18 protein-coding genes and 1 pseudogene are annotated in these 23,170 nt (G+C 70.8%); 13 read left to right on the top strand and 6 right to left on the bottom strand.

Annotated features, from left to right (window positions below; all coding sequences use genetic code 11):
* Nucleotides 1-19: 19 nt before the first annotated feature.
* The 3 genes from gndA to ACPYN5_RS10345 all read right to left on the bottom strand — a co-directional run bounded on the left by gndA (nt 20) and on the right by ACPYN5_RS10345 (nt 3,640).
* The gene (gene gndA / locus ACPYN5_RS10355; RefSeq protein WP_424448894.1) at nt 20-1,612 is read right to left on the bottom strand and encodes an NADP-dependent phosphogluconate dehydrogenase; all 1,593 of its coding nucleotides are present in this window, start codon (nt 1,610-1,612) and stop codon (nt 20-22) included.
* Between the two features lie 88 nt (nt 1,613-1,700).
* Nucleotides 1,701-2,219 (bottom strand): gluconokinase, encoded by a 519-nt coding sequence (locus ACPYN5_RS10350; RefSeq protein ID WP_424448893.1) that lies wholly within the window; start codon nt 2,217-2,219, stop codon nt 1,701-1,703.
* Nucleotides 2,220-2,239: 20 nt separating this feature from the next.
* Entirely contained in the window at nt 2,240-3,640 is a 1,401-nt protein-coding gene (locus tag ACPYN5_RS10345) for a GntP family permease (RefSeq protein WP_424448892.1), read from the bottom strand.
* Between the two features lie 127 nt (nt 3,641-3,767).
* Here ACPYN5_RS10345 and ACPYN5_RS10340 point away from each other — a divergent pair, with 127 nt between their 5' ends.
* On the top strand, nt 3,768-4,472 hold the full coding sequence (locus ACPYN5_RS10340) for a FadR/GntR family transcriptional regulator (protein ID WP_424448891.1): 705 nt from the start codon (nt 3,768-3,770) through the stop codon (nt 4,470-4,472).
* A 36-nt stretch (nt 4,473-4,508) separates the two neighbouring features.
* Here the strand turns inward: ACPYN5_RS10340 and ACPYN5_RS10335 are convergent, their stop codons facing one another.
* Nucleotides 4,509-4,631: a hypothetical protein gene (locus ACPYN5_RS10335; protein ID WP_424448890.1), complete on the bottom strand. Its 123-nt coding sequence runs from the start codon at nt 4,629-4,631 to the stop codon at nt 4,509-4,511.
* Between the two features lie 214 nt (nt 4,632-4,845).
* Between ACPYN5_RS10335 and ACPYN5_RS10330 the strand changes: the two genes are divergently transcribed.
* The 3 genes from ACPYN5_RS10330 to mfd all read left to right on the top strand — a co-directional run bounded on the left by ACPYN5_RS10330 (nt 4,846) and on the right by mfd (nt 9,798).
* On the top strand, nt 4,846-5,484 hold the full coding sequence (locus ACPYN5_RS10330; RefSeq protein WP_424448889.1) for a 50S ribosomal protein L25/general stress protein Ctc: 639 nt from the start codon (nt 4,846-4,848) through the stop codon (nt 5,482-5,484).
* Nucleotides 5,485-5,549: 65 nt separating this feature from the next.
* A complete protein-coding gene (pth, locus tag ACPYN5_RS10325) occupies nt 5,550-6,131 on the top strand; it encodes an aminoacyl-tRNA hydrolase (RefSeq protein WP_424448888.1) in 582 nt (193 codons plus the stop codon).
* Nucleotides 6,132-6,189: 58 nt separating this feature from the next.
* Complete coding sequence (gene mfd / locus ACPYN5_RS10320; RefSeq protein ID WP_424448887.1) at nt 6,190-9,798, top strand: transcription-repair coupling factor; 3,609 nt, start codon at nt 6,190-6,192, stop codon at nt 9,796-9,798.
* 27 nt (nt 9,799-9,825) lie between these two features.
* Here mfd and ACPYN5_RS10315 read toward each other — a convergent pair whose 3' ends face one another.
* Complete coding sequence (locus ACPYN5_RS10315; protein WP_424448960.1) at nt 9,826-11,217, bottom strand: basic amino acid/polyamine antiporter; 1,392 nt, start codon at nt 11,215-11,217, stop codon at nt 9,826-9,828.
* 129 nt (nt 11,218-11,346) lie between these two features.
* Nucleotides 11,347-14,019, bottom strand: a complete 2,673-nt coding sequence (locus tag ACPYN5_RS10310; RefSeq protein ID WP_424448886.1) for a phosphoenolpyruvate carboxylase — start codon at nt 14,017-14,019, stop codon at nt 11,347-11,349.
* Nucleotides 14,020-14,132: 113 nt separating this feature from the next.
* Here ACPYN5_RS10310 and ACPYN5_RS10305 point away from each other — a divergent pair, with 113 nt between their 5' ends.
* From ACPYN5_RS10305 to ACPYN5_RS10265, 9 genes and pseudogenes are all read left to right on the top strand, one after another.
* Nucleotides 14,133-14,942: a nucleoside triphosphate pyrophosphohydrolase gene (locus tag ACPYN5_RS10305; RefSeq protein ID WP_424448885.1), complete on the top strand. Its 810-nt coding sequence runs from the start codon at nt 14,133-14,135 to the stop codon at nt 14,940-14,942.
* Between the two features lie 31 nt (nt 14,943-14,973).
* Nucleotides 14,974-16,230, top strand: a complete 1,257-nt coding sequence (gene hisS / locus ACPYN5_RS10300; protein WP_424448959.1) for a histidine--tRNA ligase — start codon at nt 14,974-14,976, stop codon at nt 16,228-16,230.
* Nucleotides 16,231-16,355: 125 nt separating this feature from the next.
* Nucleotides 16,356-17,099: pseudogene (locus ACPYN5_RS10295) on the top strand (SGNH/GDSL hydrolase family protein); the annotation flags it as partial.
* Nucleotides 17,100-17,195: 96 nt separating this feature from the next.
* Complete coding sequence (locus ACPYN5_RS10290) at nt 17,196-17,870, top strand: O-methyltransferase (protein ID WP_424448958.1); 675 nt, start codon at nt 17,196-17,198, stop codon at nt 17,868-17,870.
* 98 nt (nt 17,871-17,968) lie between these two features.
* Entirely contained in the window at nt 17,969-19,249 is a 1,281-nt protein-coding gene (gene eno / locus ACPYN5_RS10285; protein WP_424448884.1) for a phosphopyruvate hydratase, read from the top strand.
* Nucleotides 19,250-19,280: 31 nt separating this feature from the next.
* Complete coding sequence (locus ACPYN5_RS10280) at nt 19,281-19,751, top strand: FtsB family cell division protein (RefSeq protein ID WP_424448883.1); 471 nt, start codon at nt 19,281-19,283, stop codon at nt 19,749-19,751.
* A gap of 121 nt (nt 19,752-19,872) precedes the next feature.
* Nucleotides 19,873-20,343 (top strand): DUF501 domain-containing protein, encoded by a 471-nt coding sequence (locus ACPYN5_RS10275; protein WP_424448957.1) that lies wholly within the window; start codon nt 19,873-19,875, stop codon nt 20,341-20,343.
* Complete coding sequence (locus ACPYN5_RS10270; protein WP_424448882.1) at nt 20,340-21,623, top strand: S8 family serine peptidase; 1,284 nt, start codon at nt 20,340-20,342, stop codon at nt 21,621-21,623. The genes ACPYN5_RS10275 and ACPYN5_RS10270 overlap by 4 nt, the downstream gene beginning before the upstream one ends.
* A gap of 43 nt (nt 21,624-21,666) precedes the next feature.
* Entirely contained in the window at nt 21,667-23,103 is a 1,437-nt protein-coding gene (locus ACPYN5_RS10265) for an NAD(P)/FAD-dependent oxidoreductase (protein WP_424448956.1), read from the top strand.
* The last annotated feature ends 67 nt before the right edge of the window (nt 23,104-23,170 follow it).

The raw sequence follows: 23,170 nt of genomic DNA, 5'->3' as shown, positions 1-23,170 counted from the left end.
CTTCGTCAGACGCGGTGGGTCAGTGGGTGTCCTCGGCCTCGACCTCGGACCGGTCGCCCGACCACAGCGTGTGGAACGTGCCGTCCTTGTCGATCCGCTTGTAGGTGTGCGCGCCGAAGAAGTCCCGCTGTCCCTGGATGAGCGCCGCAGGCAGACGCTCCGCGCGCAGGCCGTCGTAGTACGACAGTGAGGAGCTGAACGCCGGAGCCGGGATGCCTGCACCCGCGGCCGCCTGAACCACGTGGCGCCACGCGCCCTGTGCACGGCCGAGCGCCTCGACGAAGTAGGGCGCGGTCAGCAGGACGGGAAGCTCCTCGCCGGTCGCGTACGCGTCGGCGATGCGGTTGAGGAACTGCGCACGGATGATGCAGCCGCCGCGCCAGATCTTCGACACCGCTCCGAGGTCGATGTTCCAGCCGTACTGAGCGGCGCCGGCACGGATCTCGTCGAAGCCCTGCGAGTACGCCACGATCTTCGAGGCGTAGAGCGCGAGGCGCACCTGCTCGATGAACGCGTCGGTGTCCTCGACCGTGAACGCCGAGTCGTCGGGTCCGGGCAGCGCGCCCGACACGTCGCGCTGCTCGCGGTGGCTCGACAGCGACCGGGCGAAGACGGCCTCTGCGATGCCCGACACCGGGACGCCGAGGTCGAGGGCGGTCTGCACGGTCCACGCGCCGGTGCCCTTGGCCCCGGCCTGGTCGACGATGACGTCCACGAGCGGCCGGCCGGTGGCGGCATCCGTCTGACGCAGCACCTCCGCCGTGATCTCGATGAGGTACGACTCGAGCTCGCCACGGTTCCACTCGGCGAAGATGTCCGCGATCTCCGCGGGCGACTTGCCCGTGCCGCGGCGGATGAGGTCGTACGCTTCGGCGATCAGCTGCATGTCGGCGTACTCGATGCCGTTGTGCACCATCTTGACGAAGTGACCGGCACCGTCGTGGCCGACGTGCGTGACGCAGGGCTCGCCCTCGGCGACGGCTGCGATCGACTTGAGGATGGGGCCGAGGGTCACCCACGACTCGTCCGGCCCGCCGGGCATGAGCGAGGGGCCGAGCAGGGCGCCCTCCTCACCGCCCGAGACACCCATGCCGACGAAGTTGAAGCCGGCCTCGCGGACCGCCTTCTCGCGGCGGATGGTGTCGGTGAACAGCGAGTTGCCGCCGTCGACGATGATGTCTCCCGGCTCGAACACGCGCATGAGCTCGTCGATGACGGCATCCGTGGGACGACCGGCCTTGACCATGATGATCGCGGTACGCGGCTTCTGAAGGCTGGCGGCGAACTCCTCGTACGAGAAGGCCGGGATGAAGCCCGCTTCGGGGTGGGTCTCGACGAGCTCGTCGGTCTTCGAGCGCGACCGGTTGAACACGGCGACTGTGTTGCCCTCGCGGCTGGCGAGGTTGCGGGCCAGGTTCGAGCCCATCACGGCAAGACCTACGACGCCGATGTTCGCGGCACCCGACCCGGCCGTCGCGGGCGCGCCGCTCTCGGCGGGCGTCGGACGGTCGACGTCCTCCGGACGCGGTGCGCCCTCGTGGACCGTGGCCGCTTCGTGCGGTGCCTGATCCTGATCGGTCGAGGGTCCTGTCGGTGAGGGGGTCGACGCCATGCGTAGCTCCAGGTTCGCGTGCGGGGTGGGGTGTGCGGGGAGGAACCGGGGCTCCTGCCCACGGCAACTTTATCGGCTGGGGGTCGGCTCAGGCCGACGGTTGCAGACCGAGGCGATCGATGACCTCGGCGACCTGCTGCTGCGGGCTCTGGTCGAGGGTGACCGCGATCGCGTTCTCATCGGCATCGGGCACCTCGAGGGTGGCGAACTGCGAGTCGAGGAGGGCGGGCGGCATGAAATGCCCCTGCCTGCGCATGAGGCGCTCGCGAACCGTGGCGGCCTCTCCGTCGAGGAGGACGAAGGTGACGTTCTCGCGTCGGAGGATGTCGCGGTAGCGGCGGCGCAGCGCCGAACACGTGATGACCCCGGGTCGGCCGGCCGCGATGCTGTCGTCGATCCACGCGGCGATGGTCTCGAGCCACGGGCGCCTGTCGTCGTCGTTCAACGCGTGCCCGGCCGCCATCTTCGCGACGTTCGCGGCGGGATGCAGGTCGTCACCCTCCTGGAACGCCCAGCCGAGGCGACCCGCGAGCATCGCGGCCACCGTCGACTTGCCCGTGCCGGAGGGGCCCATGAAGACCAGGACAGGGGGAGCGGATGCGGTCATGACGAACCTTTCTGTTCCGGTCAGACGAACGCGCTGATGACGAGGACGCCGGCGAGTCCGGTGATGGAGATCGCGCACTCGAGCACGGTCCACGTCTTCAGGGTCTGCGGGATGTCGAGGCCGAAGTACTCCTTGATGAGCCAGAAGCCCGCGTCGTTGACGTGGCTGAGGAAGACCGATCCCGCCCCGATCGCGAGCACGAGGAGGGCCGTCATCGGCCCGTCGAGCGTTTCGGTCAACGGCTGCAGGATGCCGGCGGCGGTGATGGTGGCGACCGTCGCCGAGCCCGTCGCCACGCGGATGACGACCGCGACCACCCAGGCCAGGATGAGGACCGAGATCGACGACCCGGCGACCAGATCGGCGATGACCCCGCCGATGCCGGTGTCGACGAGCACCTGCTTGAAGCCGCCGCCGGCACCGACGATCAGGAGGATCCCGGCGATGGGGCCGAGGGACGAACCGACGACGGCGGTGAGGCGGTCGCGGTCGAACCCGGCGCCGCGTCCGAGCACGATGAAGCCGACGATCACCGCGAGGAGCAGGGCGATGACAGGCATGCCGAGGAAGTCGATGACGACCTTCCAGGCGGCCGTCGAGCCCGGAGCGGCGATGTCGGCCACGGCCTTGAGCAGCATGAGTGCGACAGGAAGCAGGATGCTGCTGAGCGTCGCGGCGAACGAGGGACGACGGACCGGTTCATCGCCCTTCTCCTCGGCGGAGACGAAGAGGTCGGGCACCGGCACGGGAGCCCAGCGCGCGGCGATGGGCGCGAAGAGCGGACCGGCGATGATCACCGCGGGGATGGCGACGATGACGCCGAACGCTAGCGTGATGCCGAGGTTCGCGCCGAGCGCGTCGATGGCGGCGAGCGGACCCGGGTGCGGGGGCACCAGGCCGTGCATCGCCGACAGGCCGGCGAGAGTGGGGATCGCGATCTTCATGAGGGCGACGCCCGAGCGGCGGGCCACGAGGATGATGACGGGGACCAGCAGGACGAGCCCGACCTCGAAGAACATCGGAAGACCGATGATCGCGCCGATCAGTCCCATGACCCACGGCAGGCTGCGCGGCGTCGCGCGCGCCACGAGCGTGTCGACGATGCGGTCAGCGCCTCCGGAATCCGCGAGCAGCTTGCCGTAGATCGCGCCGAGGGCGACGAGGATGCCCACCCCGCCCATGGTCGAACCGAAGCCGCCCGTGAAGCTGCCGACTGTGTCCGAGATCGCCATGCCGGCGATGACGCCAGTGGTCAGGGCTCCGATGGTGAGGGCGAGGAAGGGATGCAGCTTCCCCCAGGTGATGAGTACGACGATCAGGGCGACGCCGATGAGGGCCGCTCCGATCAGCTGGCCGGCGGGCGCGGGAGAACTCGCCTCTGCGGCGGCGAGGAGCACGGGGGGAGAGGGCAACAGGGCCATGAGCGTCCTTGATCTGGCGAGCGGCGACGAGGCCGCGGATCGATTTGTCGTACATATAAACACATGACGCGCGGGAATGCACGACATCCCTTTCGCATCGCTCCCATGTGCCGGGCATAATCGGAGGATGACGCAACGATCGGCGCCGCCGTCGCTTCACGACTCGCTCGTGGAGCGCGTCGGCGCGGCGATCGTGCACGGCGACGTCGCCGCCGGATCCCGCCTCGTCACGGCCGACCTGACCGAGGGGTCGTCACGCGGCGCGGGCCGTGAGGCGGTGCGCGTGCTCGAATCGCTCGGGCTCGTCCGCGTCCGGCGCAGAACGGGCGTCGAGGTGCAGCCGGCCGCGGCGTGGAACGTCTATGCGCCGGAGGTCATCCGCTGGCGGCTGGCAGGTCCCGAACGCGATCGTCAGCTGCATGAGCTGAGCCAGTTGCGCGGGGCGATCGAGCCGCTTGCGGCCAGACTGGCGGCTCACCATGCGAGCGACGAGCAGCGGCGGGAGCTCGTCGACGCGGTCATGGAGATGGCCCGAACGGAGCGGGATGCCGACGGGGCCGTGTACCTCGCCGCCGATGTGCGCTTCCATCGCGTACTGCTCGCCGCCTCGGGGAATCCGATGTTCGCGGCGCTCGGGTCGGTCGTCGAAGCGGTGCTGACCGGACGCACGCAGCACGAGCTGATGCCGCACGAGGCGAACCCGCTCGCGGTCCGCTGGCATCAGGACGTCGCGTTCGCCGTCGCCGGGGGGCGGGCGGAGGAGGCCGCGGACGCGATGGGTCTCATCGTCGCCGAGGCGGACGACGCGATGCGCGAAGCGGCGATCGGCTGACGGCCGACCGGGGGGAGCCGAAGCCCGAGGCGCGGATCAGCCCTTGCGGTAGCCCTGTCGTCCCATCGAGAACAGCGCCAGGGTGACGGAGACGATCGAACCGAGCGTCATCGCTCCGATGATCCAGAAGAGCACGTGTGAGAACCAGCCGTATTCCATTATTCCTCCGGGCGTAGACGATGTCTCGTCCACCTTACCCAGCGCTGGTAGAGTGAAGGAGCACTTCGGCGAGGGATGCCGCGTGCCCGCTCCGCGGGAACCGGGATCCGTGATCGACGAGGGTGTGTGCAGGTCGTTTCCTCTCCACGCGCTCGCGTTCGCGTCGAACCCGCATACCGCTAGCAGGGCCGCGAAGGCCCACAAGGAGAAACGCATGTCCACCGAGACCGACACCCAGGTCGTCGCCGAGACGCGCACCAACTTCGGCAAGGGCTTCGCCCGCCGTCTGCGTGCCGCCGGCAAGATCCCCGCCGTCATCTACGGCCACGGCACCGACCCCGTGCACGTCGCCCTGCCGGGCCACCAGATGCTGCTGCTCGTCCGCCGCGCCAACGCGGTCATCGAGCTGTCCGTTGACGGTGCGCAGCAGCTGGTCCTGGTGAAGGACGTCCAGCGCGACCCCGTGCGCCAGATCATCGAGCACATCGACCTCCTCGTCGTGAAGAAGGGCGAGAAGGTCCAGGTCGACGTTCCCGTCGTCGTCACCGGCGAGCCGTTCTCGGGCACCATCGCGACGCAGGATGCGTCGTCGGTCAGCCTCGAGGTCGAGGCGACCCACATCCCGCAGACCGTCGAGGTCGACGTCGAGGGCCTCGAGGACGGTGCCCGCATCACGGCGGCCGACCTGACGCTGCCCCGCGGTGCCGCGCTGGTGACCGACCCCGAGACGCTCGTCGTCGCCGTATCGGTTCCCGCTTCGACGATCGCCGCCGCCGACGAGATCGAGGCCGCCGACGAGGCGACCGCGACCGAGCAGTCGGACGAGGCCGAGGGCGACGCGAAGTCCGAGTAAGACTCATCCGTGCGGAGCCCGTTCTCACCTGGTGAGGGCGGGCTCCGTCGTTCGAAAGGCGTGCCATGGCCGACACCTGGCTCATCATCGGTCTCGGCAATCCGGGACCCCGCTACGAGGCGACGCGCCACAACGTCGGGCAGATGGTCATCGACGAACTGGCGAGCCGGCGCGGCGAGACCCTCCGCTCGCACAAGGCCAACGCGTGGGTCGCGGAGTCGTGGCTGCGTCCCGGCGCCGCCAAGATGGTGCTCGCCAAGCCCAAGACCTTCATGAACGTCTCCGGCGGCCCCGCCGCTGGCCTCGCGTCGTTCTACGGTGTGGCGCCGGAGAGGATCGTCGTCGTCCACGACGAACTCGACATCCCCTTCGACACCGTCAAGCTCAAAACGGGCGGCGGCCACGGCGGACACAACGGCGTCCGCGACATCGCCAAAGCACTCGCGACGCCGGATTTCGCGCGCGTGCGGGTCGGCATCGGCCGGCCGACGGGCGCGCAGGATCCCGCCGACTGGGTCCTCGACCCGTTCTCGGCCACGGAACGCAAGACGCTCGGCATCCTCGTCTCGGATGCCGCCGACGCGGTCGAGACAGTCGTGGGCGACGGGCTGCTCGCCGCCCAGCAGCGCTTCCACGCGCCCCGCTGAGCGGCGCCGACGCGGGCGTCGACGCCGCCATGTCAGTGGCCGGCGGTAGGCTTCTGTGGTGACAGTTCCCGGGATCGTGCGCGCCCTTTCGCAGGCTGACTCCTTCCGGGAGGCGGTGACCTCCGGCGCCATCGGCAGCGTCGACTTCTCTCTCGCAGACGGCCTCGACGCACCGCTCGTCGCTGCACTGCTCGAGCAGCGCCGGAGTGACGCTCGACCGGCGGTCGTGCTCGCAGTGGCTCCGACGGGCCGCCGTGCCGAGACCCTCGGTGCGGCGCTGCAGTGCCTCATGCCCGAGGCGGAGGTCGTGCACTTCCCGGCGTGGGAGACGCTCCCGCACGAGCGGCTCAGCCCGAGCCCCGAGACCGTGGGCCGGCGCCTCGCGGTCCTCCGGCGCGCAGCGGCGCACGACGGAAGCACGCCACTGGTGATCACGTCCTCCGTACGCGCGGCGCTCCAGCCGCTGGCCGCCGGCCTGACCGACGCCGAACCCGTCTCCCTCACGGTCGGTAAGCGGGGGAGCGACCTCGAGAAGGTCGTCCGGCGCCTCGTCGAGCTGGCCTACCACCGGGTCGACATGGTCTCGCGGCGCGGCGAGTTCGCCGTGCGCGGCGGCATCCTCGACGTCTTCCCGGCTGCAGCCGATCATCCGCTGCGCATCGACTTCTTCGGCGACGAGGTCGATCAGATCCGCGCGTTCTCGATCGCTGACCAGCGATCGCTGCCCGGCGAGGTCGGCGAGGCGGTGCTGCTGCCCGCGCGAGAGCTGCTGCTCACCCCCGCGGTCCGCGAGCGCGCCGGGGCGATGGCCCCCGCGTTCCCGAGCTTGACGGGGATGCTCGAGAAGATGTCCCAGGGCATCCCCGTCGAGGGGATGGAGTCGCTCCTGCCCGCGCTTGCCGAGGGCGTCGTCCCGCTCGTCGACTACCTTCCGCGCGGCTCGGCGGTCGCACTGATCGACCCGGAGCGCTCGCGCACCCGCGCCCGAACACTCGGCGAGACGAACCGCGAGTTCCTCGAGGCGGCGTGGAGCGCGGCGACGGCGGGAGCCGACAGCCCGGTGGATCTCGGTGCCGGAGACTTCCTGACTCTGCCCGCGCTCCGCGAGGCGACGCGCGAGCGGTCGGGCGTGTGGTGGGCGCTGAGCGCCTTCGACTCGGGCGCCGCGGATGCCGCTGACGAAGGGCTCATCGAGACCGGCGACGACCTGCGCATCGAGGGCAGCACCGTGCCGTCGTTCCAGGGCACCGTCGACGGCGCGACGGCGCACATCGGCGACCTGCTGACGCGCGGATGGCGCGTGGTCGTGTGCGCCTCAGGCCCGGGGCTCGTCGACCGTGCGCGCGACGTGCTCGCCGAGCGCGGGATCGCCGCCCGGACGAGCGAGAGCATCGAGCAGATCGGCGATGAGGCCGTCGCGGTCTGCGTCGTGGCATCCCTCGAGCGCGGGTTCGAGTCGGCCGAGGCGAAGCTCGCCGTCCTCACCGAGAGCGAGTTCTACGGCCGGACGATCGGCACCGACGGCCGCGTCGTGAAGAAGCTCGCGACGCGGCGCCGCAACGTCGTGGATCCGCTCCAGCTCAAGCCCGGCGACGTCGTCGTGCACGCGACCCACGGCATCGGTAAATTCGTCGAGCTCGTTCAGCGCGAGGTCTCCAGCGGCGGACGCAACGCGGTCAAGACGCAGCGCGAGTACCTCGTGCTCGAGTACGCTCCCGCCAAGCGCGGCTATCCCGGCGACAAGCTCTTCGTCCCCACCGACCAGCTCGACCAGCTCTCGCGCTACGTGGGCGGCGAGGCCCCGGTGCTCTCGAAGATGGGCGGCAGCGACTGGGCCGCGGCGAAGGGCAAGGCGCGCAAGGCCGTGCGCGACATCGCCGTCGAGCTCGTCAAGCTCTACTCGGCGCGCATGGCCTCGAAGGGGCACGCGTTCGGGCCCGACACGCCCTGGCAGCGCGAACTCGAAGAGGCGTTCCCGTTCGCGGAGACGCCCGACCAGTTGCAGACGATCGATGAGATCAAGGCCGACATGGAGAAGCCGATCCCCATGGACCGCCTGCTCTCCGGCGACGTCGGCTTCGGCAAGACCGAGGTCGCCGTCCGGGCAGCGTTCAAGGCGATCCAGGAGGGCAAGCAGGTCGCGATGCTCGTGCCGACCACCCTTCTCGCCAAGCAGCACCTCGAGACGTTCACCGAGCGCTTCGCAGGATTCCCGGTGAAGGTGCGACCTCTCTCGCGTTTCCAGAGCGCCAAGCAGGCGCGGGAGACGGTCGACGGCCTCGCAGACGGGACCGTCGACATGGTCATCGGAACGCACCGGATCCTGACCGAGAAGGTCGCCTTCAAGGATCTCGGGCTCCTCATCATCGACGAGGAGCAGCGATTCGGCGTCGAGCACAAGGACGCGCTGAAGAAGCTCAAGACCGGCGTCGACATCCTCGCGATGAGCGCGACGCCGATTCCGCGCACGCTCGAGATGGCCGTCACCGGCATCCGCGAGATGTCGACGCTGGCGACACCGCCGGAGGAGCGGCATCCGATCCTCACCTATGTCGGGCCGCGCAGCGACAAGCAGATCGCCGCGGCCATCCGGCGCGAACTGCTGCGCGAAGGTCAGGTGTTCTTCGTGCACAACCGCGTCCAGTCGATCCAGCGGGTCGCGGCGCAGTTGGGGGAGCTCGTGCCCGAGGCCCGGATCGCCGTCGCGCACGGCCAGATGGGCGAGCATCAGCTCGAGCAGGTGGTCGACGACTTCTGGGAACGACGCGCCGACGTCCTCGTCTCGACCACGATCGTCGAGACAGGTCTCGACATCGCCAACGCGAACACGATCATCATCGACCGCGCCGACAAGTACGGGCTGAGCCAGCTGCACCAGCTCCGCGGCCGGGTGGGGCGCGCACGTGAGCGCGCGTACGCGTATTTCCTCTACGACGAGAACAAGCCGCTCAGCGAGACCGCCGCCGACCGGCTCGAGACGATCGCCGTGAACAACGACCTCGGCTCGGGGATGCAGGTCGCGCTGAAAGACCTCGAGCTGCGCGGCGCAGGCAACCTCCTGGGCGCCGAGCAGGCCGGGCACATCGCCGGCGTCGGATTCGACCTCTACCTCCGGATGATCGGCGAGGCCGTCTCGACGTTCCGTGGCGAGGAGGTCGACGGTCCGGCCGAACTGCGCCTCGAGCTGCCGGTGGCTGCCCGGATCCCCGAGGATTACATCGATAGCGAACGGTTGCGTCTCGAGGCCTACCAGAAGCTCTCGGCCGCGGCGGCCGTCAGTGCCAAGGACGACGCGATCGATCTCGTGATCGACGAGCTCACCGACCGCTACGGACGTCCGCCCGGCGAGGTCGAGGGGCTGCTGGCCATCGCGCGCCTGCGTCGCCGTGCGGCTCAGTCGGGCCTCACCGATGTCGTCGCGATGGGGCCGAACCTGCGCGTGGCGCCGGCGCGACTGCCCGAGTCGATGCGGATCCGGCTGCAGCGGCTGTATCCCAAGGCGAAGCTGCTCGCCGGGGGCGAGGCCCTCGTGGTGCCGCTTCCCTCGGCGGGCGGATCGGCCCTCGGCGACGCCGACCTCATCGCCTGGACGGGGCAGCTGCTCGACCAGCTCTTCCCGGTGCCGGCGGCGACCACGGCGCCGACGACCTCGCCGGCCGCGTCCTGAGACGCGGTCTGCGACGCGGTCTGCGCGTCAGAGGCTGATGCGCCCCGTCGCGAGCAGGACGACGGCGCTCACCGCGCCCAGCACCGCGACGGCGAACACGACCCATTCGGTCGGCGTGAACACTCGCGCCCCCGCGCGGCGACGAGCCGCGGCGAAGAGCACCGTGCCGGGCACGATGATGAGCAGCGACAGCAGGAGGTAGTGGGCGCCGGCTGCGATCAGGAGGAAGGTCGTGTAGGCGGTCGCGATGACGGCGATGATGAGGTCGCGCACGCGTGCGCGGTCGCCGGTCCGGTACGTCTCCCCGGTGACGGTGAGCTTCAGCGCGTACGCGGCCGACAGGACGAATGGGATCAGCACGAGCACGCTGGTGAGATCGAGCGCCACCGAGAACGCGTTCTCGGCGAAGAGGACCACGATCAGCAGCACCTGGACCAGCGTGGTGGAGAGCAGAAGTGCACCGACCGGGGTGTCGTCGGCGTTGGTGCGCGAGAGGAATGTCGGCAGGTCACCGGATCGCGAAGCTTCGAGGAGCACCTCGGCGGCCATGAGCGTCCACGACAGGTAGGCGCCGAGGACGGCGACGATGAGGGACGCGCCGATGAAGATCGCTCCAGCCGGGCCGACGATCGTCTCCAGGACGCCGCCCAGCGAGGGCTCGGGAAGAGCGGCGATCTCGTCGCGCGGCAGCACCCCGAAGGAGACGATGGTCACCGAGGCGAAGACCGCGAGCACGCTGAGGAAGCCCAGCAGCGTCGCCCGGCCCACGTCTCGGCGTGAGCGGGCATGGCGCGAGTTGACGCTCGCTCCTTCGAGTCCGATAAAGACGAAGACCGTCACGAGCATCGTCGCTCGGATCTGATCCCACAGCGGTGCACCGGAGGGTCCCGCCCAGTTGGCGGCGAACACCGACGGGTCGAAGACCGTCGCGCACAGCACGACGAACACCACGATCGGCAGGGTCTTGGCGATGCTGACGACGCGGTTCACCGCGGCCGCCGCCCGGACGCCCCGCCGGATCAGGATGAAGAACAGCCAGAGCCCGGCCGACGAGACGGCGACCGCCGCGATGGTGTCGCCGGCTCCGAGGGCTGGGAACACGGCGCCGAGCGTGGAGGTGATGAACACCCAGTAGAAGACGTTGCCCGCGCACGCGCTCGCCCAGTAGCCGAAGGCCGAGAAGTACCCGAGGTACCGGCCGAAGCCGGCCCGCGCGTAGCTGTAGACGCCCGCGTCGAGGTCGGGTCTGCGGTTGGCGAGCAGCTGGAACGCGAAGGCGAGTGTGAGCATGCCGCCGCCGGCGACAGCCCACGCGATGAGCGTGCCCGCGACCCCGGTCTCGGCGGCGAAGCCGGCGGGCAACGAGAACACGCCCGCGCCGACCATCGAGCCGATGACGAAGGTCGACAGCGTGAGCATCGACACCGTGGCCGGACGGCCGCCGGCAGGCGCGAGGACAGGACCCGAGGGGGAGGGGGGATCGGAGGGCACGGGGAGAAAGCCTAACCCCGCTCGCGCACGCCGCCGTCCCCGGTCGTCCCCTCGGCATCACCCCGTGTTCTGGAGTCCCGCCGCCACGCCGTTCACCGTCAGCAGCAGCAACCGCTGCCATTCCGGCGGGGTCGGCGCGTCGTGCTCCGTCGCGCGCAGCACCCGGAGCGCACGCAGCTGCAGCAGCGAGAGAGCGTCGACGTACGGGCTGCGCATCTTCACCGCCCGCTGCAGCACCGGCTTGTTGGCGAGCAGTCCGTCACCGCCGGCGATCCGCACGACCCAGTCGCGCGTGAGCAGCATCTCGTCGACGACGAGCTGCGCGAGGTCGTCGCGGTCGGCGAGGGCGAGGTGGCGCTGCGCCATCCGGGGGTCCGCCTTGGCGAGGCTCATCGCGACGTTGTCGATGACGGTGCGCAGCAGCGGCCACTGCTCGTAGGCCTCGCGCAGCAGCGCCTCGTCGCCGACCGCCTCGAGGGCGGTGCCCAGGCCGAACCAGCCGGCGAGGTTGATGCGGGCCTGGGTCCAGGCGAAGACCCAGGGGATCGCGCGCAGGTCCTCGAGCGACTCGACCGAGAGGCCGCGGCGGGCCGGGCGCGAGCCGAGTGCGAGCAGGCCGATCTCCTCCATCGGGGTGACCGCTGCGAACCAGGGCGCGAAGCCCGGAGCCTTCACGAGCGAGAAGAAGCGCTCGCGCGAGGCGGCATCCATCGTCGCCGCGACATCGGCGTAGCGCTCTGCGGCACGGCTGTTGCGCTGCTCGATCGACGGAGCGGATGCCAGGAGGATCGCGGCGGCGACCTGGTCGATGTGCCGAAGGGCGATGTCGGGGTCGCCGTAGCGGGCGAAGATGACCTCGCCCTGTTCGGTGAGCTTGAACCGGCCGTCGACCGAGTGCGGGGGCTGCGCGAGGATCGCGGAGTTGGCCGGGCCGCCGCCACGACCGAGCGCGCCGCCGCGGCCGTGGAAGAGCGTCAGCTCGATGCGCTGCTCCTGCGCCCATGCCGCGATGCGCGCCTGCGCCTCGTAGAGAGCGAGATTGGCGGCGACCGGTCCGACGTCCTTCGACGAGTCGGAGTAGCCGAGCATGACCTCGAGGCGCCGGCCCGTGGCATCCAGTCGCGCGGCGAACGCCGGGTGGTCGACGATCTCGGCGAGGATGCCGGGAGCCGCCTGGAGGTCGGCGAAGGTCTCGAACAGCGGGATGACGTCGAGCACCGGGGGAGTCCCCTCGGGACCGACGGCGTGGCGGGCCAGCGCGTGGACGCCTGCGAGGTCGTCGGCGGACTGGGTGAACGACACGATGTAGCGGCCCGCGGCGCGGGGACCGAACCGCTTCTGCACCTGCGAGATCGTGCGGAAGACCTCGAGCACCTCGGTCGCGAGCTCGCTGAGCTCGCCGCCCGCCTCGCACTCGGCGAGGACCTTGGCGTGCACCGCCGAGTGCTGGCGAACCTCGAGCTCGGCGAGGTGGAAGCCGAACGTCTCCACGGCCCAGATGAGCTGCTGCAGCGCGCCGAAGGCCTGGCGCGTGGCGCCGGCCTCCTCGAGCGAGCTCTGCACGACACGGAGGTCGGCGAGGAACTCCTCGGGGTCGCGGTAGGCCAGGTCGGCGTTGCGGCCACGGGTCGCGCGGATGCGACGGGTCAGCAGCATCATGACGCGCTTGTGGTGCTCGCCCGGGGCGCGCTTCACGGCATCCGCGGCGCCCTCGTCGTCCGAGGCTGCGAGCCGGTCCCAGAGCGCGCGCAGGGCGGCGTTCGGGGGCGTCGTGTCTCCCGACATGGTCAACCCGCGCCCGACCCGATCGGTGCTGCGCTCGAGCCCCAGCAGCACGTGCTCGGCCGCGATCGCCGCGGCCTTCTTGGTCACGGATGCGGTGACGAACGGATTGCCGTCACGGTCGCCGCCCACCCAGGTGCCCAACCGCACGAAGGGCGACACGACCGGGGGCCGGCTGCCGGCCGCCTCGCCCTGAAGCGCGTCGTCGAGACGCCGATACACGAGCGGGATGGTCGTGTAGAGGGTGTCGTCGAACACGGCCATCACGGCGCGGACCTCGTCCGTCGGCGTCGGCTTCTCCGCGCGCAGCGGCGATGTGCGCCAGAGCGTGTCGATCTCCTCGAGCATGCGCCGGCGGGCACGGCGGTGCTCCGCACCGCCGGCGGCGGCGTTCTCGAGCGTCTCGAGGAGCGTGACCAGGCGGCGGATGCTCTGCGACACCGCGCGTCGCCGGGCCTCGGTCGGGTGCGCGGTGAAGACGGGATGGAACCTCAGCTCGCGCAGGCGGGTTGCGGCCTCGTCCTCGCCGACCTCGGAGGCGAGCTGCGCGTATGCCGCGGGAATCGAATCGCTCGCGCTGTCCTGGTCGGAGATGCCCGCGCGCTCGCGCAGGAGCCGCACGCGCTGGTGCTCCTCGGCGAGGTTCACGAGATGGAAGTAGACCGTGAACGCGCGAGCGACCTCGTCCGCGCGCGAGACGCTGAACGACTCGGCGATCGCCGCGGCCCGCTCGAACGCCTCGGGGGAATCGTCGGTGTAGGCCTGGATCGTCGCACCGCGCAGGCGCTCGACGTCGTCGAAGAGCCCGGGCGAGCCGCTCTCGCGCAGCACCTGCCCCAGCATCGAGCCGAGCATCCGGACATCGGCGCGCATCGCCTCGGGAATCTCCTGCTCGGCCTCGTATCGTCCGACGATATCGATGGCTTCTGTTCGGGTCAGCTCGCGCATGCCTCCAAAGTACTGGCACCGGCGAGTCCCATTTGACACGGCCGTCATACAGCGCTCGCGAACCGCCCGCGTGTCGGCGGACTAGCCTGAGACGGCCCGTACGAAGGAGCCTCATGTCCGATCCGCTGCGCGCCGCCGCCGACACGATGCGCACCGTGCGTGACCGCTGCGTGTGGACCGCGCGGGTCTCGCATCGCGATCTCGTGCCCTACCTCGTCGAGGAGTCTGCGGAGGTGATCGACGCCGTCGAGGCGGGGTCGCCCGCCGACCTGCGGGAGGAGCTCGGCGATCTGCTCTGGCAGGTGCTTTTCCACGCCGAGATCGCCTCGCGCTCGGCATCCGATCCGTTCGACATCGACGACGTCGCCCGCGGGCTGACCGAGAAGATGGTGCGGCGCCACCCGCATGTCTTCGGCGGCGAGACGGCCGAGACGCCGGAACAGGTGCTCGTGCTGTGGAATGCGGCGAAGGCCGCCGAGAAGCGGTCGCGCACGAGCGTGCTCGACGGCGTCTCGCCGCACATGCCGTCGCTCGCGCTCGCGCAGAAGATGCTCGGCAAGGCCGACGCCGTGCTGCCCGCGCCCACCGCCCGACCCGCCGCCCGACCCGCTGCCCGGCCCGCGAAACCTCAGGCGGGCCCCGAGAGCCCGGCATCGCCCCACCCTCTCGGGGCGCACGTGGGTTCTCGCGGGTCGGAGATCACGGGCGAGGCGGCGCTCGGGGACGCGCTGCTGGAACTCGTGGCCCTCGCGCGGGAGAACGGCTGGGACGCCGAGCGCGCCCTCCGGGAGCGGCTGCGAACGCTCGAGAGCCGGATCCGGGCGGTGGAAGCCGGAATCAAGCAGCGGAGCGCGGATGCCGCCGAGGGGGATGCCGACCAGGGGGATGCCGCCGAGGCGGATGCCGTCGACCTGAAAGGATAGGGCGGTGCCCACCGTGAACCCGCCGCGCGGCATGCGCGACTTCCTCCCTGCTGACAAGGCGCGCCGCGAGCGCGTCCTCGCCGTCGTCCGTGAGCGCTACCGGGCGCACGGATTCGATGAGATCGAGACCCCGGTGATGGAGGAGTACGGTCGTCTGCACGCCGGTATCGGCGGCGACAACGAGAAGCTCGCGTACAACGTGCTGGCACGCGGTCTCGACGCCGACGGCATCCGCGCCGTCGCCGACGACCCGTCCGCCCTCACCGACCTCGGGCTCCGCTACGACCTCACCGTTCCCCTCGCGCGCTTCTACGCCTCGCATCGGGCCGAGCTGCCCACGGTCTTCCGTGCCATCCAGATCGCCCCGGTCTGGCGTGCCGAGCGGCCCCAGAAGGGTCGGTACCGTCAGTTCGTCCAGTGCGACATCGACATCATCGGCGACCCCACTCCGCGCGCGGAGGCCGAGCTGATGGCCGCGAGCCTCGACGCGCTGGATGCGCTCGGCCTGACGGGGGCCTCGGTCCGGATCAACGACCGCCGGGTGCTGGACGCGATGCTCGCGACGTTCGGGTTCGCCGAGTCCGAGCGGCCGGGCGTCCTCATCACGATCGACAAACTCGACAAGCTCGGCGTCGACGGGGTCGTCGCCGAACTGCGAGAGCGCGGTGCCGCGGCCGCGGCCGTCGATGCCTTCGAGGCGTTCCTCCGCCGCCCGCAGTCGGAAGCCGCCGGCTTCGACGCCGACGGCATCCGCCGGAGCCTGCCGGACGGAATCGCCGAGGAGGTCATCGCGCACCTCGTCGGCATCGGCGATGCCGTGCGCGCCGCGCGCGGCGGCTCGGCCGAGGTGCCGCTCGTCTTCGACCCCTTCCTGGTTCGCGGTATGGGCTACTACACCGGCACGATCTTCGAACTGGCGCACCCGTCGGTCTCGTATTCGCTCGGCGGCGGGGGCCGCTACGACGGGATGATCGGCCGGTTCCTGGGATCGGACGTGCCCGCCGTGGGCTTCTCGTTGGGCTTCGAGCGCCTCGTCGATCTCCTGTCGGACGCGGCCGGCGACGAGCGCCCCGGGGTGGTGCTCGTGCACGATCGCGATGTGTCCCTCGTGGAGCTTCTGGCGGCCAAGTCCCACCTCGTCGCTGCCGGCTCCCGGGTGCGGGTCGAACAGCGTCCGAAGAACCTCAAGGCTCTGCTCGAGCGCGCGGCATCCGACGGCTACGGCGCCTTCGTCACCCTCCGGACCGGCGACGACGTCCGTTCGGCCGAGCTGCGCCCGATCGGCTGACGCCCCGACGTCCGCTGTCGGAGCTCCCGTCGCCCGACAGCCCCGGGCGTCGGTCGTGCGGGCTGTTCGCACGCCCGACGGCTGGACGTCGGCGCCCGTTCACCCGGCGGTGTTGTGCTGGAGGCATGAGCGCACCCGCCGTCCGCATGGCCACGGCGTTCGGCGGCGCGGTGCTGTCGGCCGGCGCCGTCGCCGTGGCCGCCCGCGCCGTGCTCGCCCACCAGGCGGCGCTCGCGCGCGAGCGCATCGGCAAGCCGCTCGGCGAGCTCGCCGTCGACGCCGACCGGCTCTGGCGCCGGTCGTACGCGGGAGAGCCGGTCCGTCTCGTCATGCTCGGCGACTCCCTCGCCGCGGGTCTGGGCGCCGACCGCCGCAAAGACACCCTCGGCGGGCGGCTCGCCCGCGGCCTCGCGCATCGAGCGCATCGCCCCGTGCGGCTGCGGACCGGTGCCGTGGTCGGCGCGGAGTCGTCGACCCTGCTCGACCAGATCGCCTCATTGGGCGATGACGCCGTCGCCGACGTCGCGGTCATCGTGGTGGGAGGCAACGACGTCACCCACCGCATTCCTCCTGCTGACGCCGCGCGCAGCCTCGCTGCCGCCGTCGAGCTCCTGCGCGCGCGGGGATGCGCTGTCGTCGTGGGGACCTGTCCCGACCTCGGGGCCCTCCGGCCGGTGCCGCAGCCGCTACGGAGTTTCGCCTCGCGCGCCTCACGTGCGCTCGCGGCCGCGCAGGATGCGGCGGCGCGTGCGGCGGGGGCGCGGGTCGTCTCGCTCCGCCGCACCGTGGGCCCGGTGTTCGTCGAGCACCCCGACGAGATGTTCAGTCTCGACCGCTTCCATCCCAGCGCCCTGGGGTACCGGCGGACCGCCGACGCACTCCTTCCCGCCGTCGCCGCCGCGCTCGACGAGGCGATGGCGACGCGGATGCTGGCGCGCGCCGACGTCGTGCGGTTGGCTGAGGGGATGACCGATCCCACCCCCGACGCCTGGAGGCGCACCGACGCGTACCTGACCGACACCCTCGTCGAGCCCGACGCCGCCCTGGCCGCAGCGCTTGCGGATCAACGGGCAGCCGGGCTTCCCGCGATCGAGGTCTCACCGCTGAGCGCGAAGCTGCTCCAGCTCCTCATCCGCATCGGCGGCGTGCGCCGCGTCCTCGAGATCGGCACGCTCGGCGGGTACTCGACCATCGCGATGGCCCGGGCGCTCCCCGGCGACGGACGCCTGCTCACGATCGAGGCGGAGCCCCGCAACGCCGGCGTGGCTCGTCGCAGCATCGCCCGGGCTGGTGTCGACGACCGCGTCGAGGTGCGGGTCGGTCGCGCCGCCGACGTGCTGCCGGGCGTCGACGAGGAGTTCGACCTCGTCTTCATCGACGCCGACAAGGAGTCGAACACCGTTTACCTCGACCACGCCGCGCGGCTGACCCGTCCGGGCGGGATCATCGTCGTCGATAACGTCGTGCGCGCGGGCCGCGTCTGCGATCCCGCCACCGAGGACGAGCAGGTCGCCGGCACGAAGCGGGGACTCGAGATGCTCGCCCGCGACCCGAGGTTCGACGCCACGGCCCTCCAGACACTGGATCTCAAGGGCTGGGACGGGCTGGCTCTGGCGGTGCGGGTCGATCCCGACGCATAGTCCCGGCACGCCCGGTGGCGGCGGCCCTCGTCATCACTAGACTCAGAGTGGACCGACGACGCTCCACGACTCACCCTCCACAAGCAAGGAGTACCCCTGTGGCACTGATCGAGGCTGTAGGCGCACGCGAGATTCTGGATTCGCGTGGCAACCCGACTGTCGAAGTGGAGGTGCTCCTCGACGACGGTATCGTCCAGCGCGCGGCCGTCCCCTCCGGCGCATCCACCGGCGCGTTCGAAGCGTACGAGCTCCGCGACGGCGACAAGAGCCGCTACAGCGGCAAGGGCGTGCTCAAGGCCGTCGCCGCCGTCATCGACGAGCTCGGCCCCGCCATCGAGGGCGTCGATGCGAGCGAGCAGCGCATCATCGACGAGATCCTCATCGAGACCGACGGCACCGAGAACAAGTCGCGCACCGGCGCGAACGCCATCCTCGGCGTCTCGCTCGCTGTCGCGAAGGCTGCCGCCGACTCGGCCGACCTGCCGCTGTTCCGCTACCTCGGCGGCCCGAACGCGCATGTCCTGCCCGTCCCGCTGTTCAACGTCATCAACGGCGGCGAGCACGCCGACAACGGCATCGACATGCAGGAGTTCTTCCTCGCGCCGATCGGCGCCGAGAGCTTCAGCGAGTCGCTGCGCTGGGGCACCGAGGTCTACCACGTCCTCAAGGGCGAGCTGAAGGCCGCCGGTTACGCGACCGGCCTCGGCGACGAGGGCGGATTCGCCCCCGACCTGCCCAGCAACCGCGAAGGCCTGGAGTTCCTCGTCAAGGCGATCGAGAAGGCCGGCTTCAAGCCCGGCTCCGAGATCGCTCTCGGCCTCGACGTCGCAGCCACCGAGTTCTTCAACGACGGCGTCTACCGCCTCGACAACAAGGACTGGTCGGCGGAGGAGCTGACGGAATACTACGTCCAGCTCGTCAACGACTTCCCGATCGTCACGATCGAGGACGCCCTCGCCGAGGACGACTGGGACAACTGGACCGCGCTCACCGAGAAGCTCGGCCACCGTGTGCAGCTCGTCGGCGACGACCTGTTCGTGACCAACCCGGCGCGTCTGGCCGACGGCATCCGCCGCAAGGCCGCCAACTCGCTCCTGGTGAAGGTCAACCAGATCGGTACCCTGTCCGAGACGCTCGACGCGATCTCGGTCGCGCACCGTGCCGGCTACACGACGATGCTCTCGCACCGCTCGGGCGAGACCGAGGACACGACGATCGCCGACCTGTCGGTGGCCGTCAACGCCGGTCAGATCAAGAGCGGCGCGCCCGCACGTTCGGAGCGCGTGGCCAAGTACAATCAGCTTCTGCGCATCGAGGAGGAGCTGGGTGACGCCGCGGAGTTCATCGGCCGTGCCGCGTTCCCGCGATTCCAGGGCTGATCTGCGCTGAAACGTACTGAGAGGGGGAGCCGTGGTCAAGACGACGGCTCCCTCTCCCCGTTCCCGCCGTCGGGTCGACGTCCGCGAATGGATGGGTGGCATCCGCGTGTCGGCCTTCGCTCTCATCATGCTCGGGCTCGTCGTTCTGGCAGCCTGCGTCCTGGTTCCGTCGGTGAGCACCTACCTCGATCAGCGCGCTCAGATCGCCGCGCTCGAGGAGTCGGTGCGCGTCGGTCAGGAGGAGGTCGACGCCCTCTCCGCCGAGCGCGACCAGTGGCGTGATCCGGCGTTCATCATGACTCAGGCGCGCGAGCGGCTGTATTACGTCCGTCCCGGCGAGGTCGTCTACCTCATCGACGACGACCTCCCGGCATCCTCCCTGCCCGACGACCCCGCAGCGGTGTCGAGCGACGTCGAGCGGACGCGGACGGACTGGATGTCGCAGTTCGTCCGCTCGGTCGTGACGAGCGGGTCGGCCCGCACGGCCTCTTCCGTTCCCTGACGTTGTGCGTGCACGACCGCGCGCGCAGGTGGTGACCCAGGAGTCCGCCAGCGGCGGGCGGTAACCTGTCAGCGTGACCGATACCGCGCTGACACCCGCGACCGACGCCGACCTCGAGGTCATGCGTGAGCAGCTCGGGCGTCCGATGCGCGGTGTCGTGGGCATCGCCGCCCGCTGCGCGTGCGGCAACCCAACGGTCGTCGCGACGGAACCCCGTCTGCCCGACGGCACACCGTTTCCGACCTTCTACTACCTGACCCATCCCGGTGCGACCGCGGCGATGTCGGCCCTCGAGGCGACTCACGTCATGCGCGAGCTCTCGGATCTCCTCGCTGAGGATGCCGAGATCGCCGCGAGCTACCGGCTCGCCCACGAGCAGTACCTGGCCGACCGCGCCGCCTACGGCGAGGTGGACGAGATCGCGGGGATTTCGGCGGGAGGCATGCCCACGCGTGTGAAGTGCCTGCACGCCGTCGCCGCGCACGCCCTCGCCGCCGGCCCGGGCGTGAACCCGATCGGCGACCTGTCGCTCGAGCGCGCGGACTGGTCACCTGAGCGCTGCACCTGCGCGACCCCTCGGGTGGCCGCGTGACGAGGCGCGCCGTCCGGTTCCTGCGCGCAGCCGTCGTCGGCGCGCTCGTCGTGACCGCAGCGACGGCCGGAGCGGTCGCGCCGCCCGCCGCGCCCACCGAGCCCGCCGACCCCGCGCGTCAGGCCGAGTACTGGCTCGACGACTACGGCATCCGCACCGCGTGGCAGACGACGCGCGGCGCCGGAACGACCATCGCCGTCATCGACACCGGCATCGGACGCGGTCCAGCCGAGTTCGACGGGGTGGTCAGCGCCGGCGCGGACTTCTCCGGCTCGGGGAGTGCCGACGGGCGGACCCCCGTCGGCGGGGATGACCGCGACCACGGCAGTTGGGTCGCGTCCCTCGCGGCGTCGCGTGGAACGGGACCCGACACCGGGATGATCGGCGTCGCTCCCGAGGCGAAGCTGCTGTCGCTGTCGATCGGGTTCGGCGGCAGTTCCGACATCCCCTTCGCAACCCAGGTCGCGGACGCCATGGTGTGGGCCGTCGACCAGGGCGCCGACGTGATCAACCTGTCCTTCACGACGAACCTGCTCGAGTGGGACCCGTCGTGGGACACGGCATTCCAGTACGCGTACGACCACGATGTCGTGGTGGTCGTCGCCGCGGGCAACCGCGGGACCGGCACCGACCGCGTCGGGGCGCCGGCGACGATCCCCGGTGTCCTCACCGTCGGCGGCGTCGACCGCACCGGCGTCGCGAGCCAGGAGGCCTCGACGCAGGGCATCACGATCGGCATCTCGGCCCCGAGCGAGGGTCTTCTCGGCGTCTCGGCCGACGGCCGCATCGTCGTCTGGGACGGCACGAGCGGTGCGGCGCCCATCGTCGCCGGCGTCGCGGCCCTGGTGCGATCCGCACACCCGGGTCTGGATGCCAACAACGTCATCAACCGCATCATCAAGACCGCCCGGGGGGTGCCGGGTGTGTCGGCCAAGCCCGATCCCCTTTACGGCTACGGACTGCTGGATGCCGCTGCTGCCGTCAGCTCGGACGTTCCGGCGGTCTCGGAGAATCCGATGGGCGATCTGGCGGAGTGGGTGCGTATCTACCGACGCGCGGAACAGGCGCCCGCCCCGCAGCCCACGACCACCCCCGTCGCGCTTCCCTCGCTTCCCGCGGCCGATCCGCCCTCTGCGCCCGCCTCGCCGCTGCTGCCGAGCGTGGACACGCTCCTGTACGGGACCGTCCCGCTCCTGGGCGTGAGCATGGCCGCTATACTGGTGGCGCTCGGCGTCACTGCTGCTGTCCGGCGCATCCGATCGGCCCGCGCGTCGCGCTAGCCGAGCCCCCGATCAAGGAGTTCTTCCGAACGTGTCCACATCTGTGCCCCAGATTCTCGTCGTCGGCGGCGGCTACGCCGGCTTCTACACCGCTTGGAAGCTCGAGAAGCACCTTCGCAAGGGTGAGGCCGAGGTCACCATCGTCGACCCGCTGCCGTACATGACCTACCAGCCGTTCCTCCCCGAGGTCGCGGCCGGCGAGATCGAGGGTCGTCACGTCGTCGTGGGTCTGCGCCGCCACCTCAAGCGCACCAACGTCGTCAACGCGAAGGTCACCAAGATCGACCACGCGAACAAGGTCGCCACCATTACGCCCGCCCAGGGCGAGCCGTGGGAGCACCGCTACGACCAGATCGTGGTGACCGCCGGTGCCGTCTCGCGCACGTTCCCGATCCCGGGCATCGCCGACAACGCGATCGGCCTGAAGACGGTCGAAGAGGCGATGGCGATCCGCGACCGCATCCTCATTAACTTCGACCGCGCCGCGAACCTGCCCGCCGGTCCCGAGCGCGACCGCCTGCTCACCGTCGTCGTCGTCGGCGGCGGATTCGCGGGCATCGAGGTGTTCGCCGAGCTGCGCGCGATGGCATCGTCGCTCCTGAAGAGCTACCCGCAGCTGCGCTTCGAGGACACGCACTTCCACCTCATCGAGGCGATGGGGCGCATCATGCCCGAGGTGTCGCTCGAGACCAGCCAGTGGGTGCTCAAGGACCTCGCGAAGAAGGGTGCGAACGTGCACCTCGACACGCAGGTGCAGGGCGCCGAGGGCGGCAACGTCGCGCTGTCGACCGGTGAGGTCATCCCCACCGACGTCATCATCTGGACCGCCGGTGTCATGGCGAACCCGACCGTCGTCCGGGGCAGCGACCTGCCCGTCGAGGAGCGCGGCCGCATTCGCACCCGCGCCGACCTCCGCGTGGGCACGCCGGAGGAGATCGTCGAGGGTGCCTGGGCCGCGGGTGACATCTCGGCCGTCCCCGACCTGACCGGCGGCGGCGTCGGCGGGTACTGCGTTCCGAACGCTCAGCACGCGGTCCGCCAGGCCAAGCTCCTCGCGAAGAACCTCGTCGCGGTGCTTCGCGGCGAGACCCCGCGCGAGTACTTCCACAAGAACCTCGGCGCGGTGGCCGGTCTCGGCCTCGGCAACGGCGTGTTCCAGTCCGGGAAGATCGCGATCAAGGGCTTCTTCGCCTGGGTCGCGCACCGCGGCTACCACGGCCTCGCGATGCCCTCGTGGGAGCGCAAGTGGCGCGTCGTGGGCGACTGGTGGATGAACCTCTGGCTCGGCCGTGACAACGTCGCGCTGCAGGCGTCGCTCACCCCGCGCGCCGCCTTCGAGGAGTTCGCCGCGCGTCCGCGCCCGGCGCAGCCCGAGCAGGCCAACCCGCAGCCCCCGATCGACCCGAAGAGCGTCGCGAAGGACGAGGGCCCCGAGACCGTCGCTCCCGCCGAGAAGGACAACAGGGTCGCCGCGAACTGACGTTCCTGCATCCTCGAGGCCCCCGCACCTTCCGGTGTCGGGGGCCTCGTCGTCTCCGAACCCGGAG

This window comes from Microbacterium arborescens (assembly GCF_049707515.1).
Taxonomy (GTDB): Bacteria; Actinomycetota; Actinomycetes; order Actinomycetales; family Microbacteriaceae; genus Microbacterium; species Microbacterium arborescens_B.
Note: the sequence above shows the minus strand (reverse complement) of the source record. Positions and strands in the feature narration are given on the sequence as shown.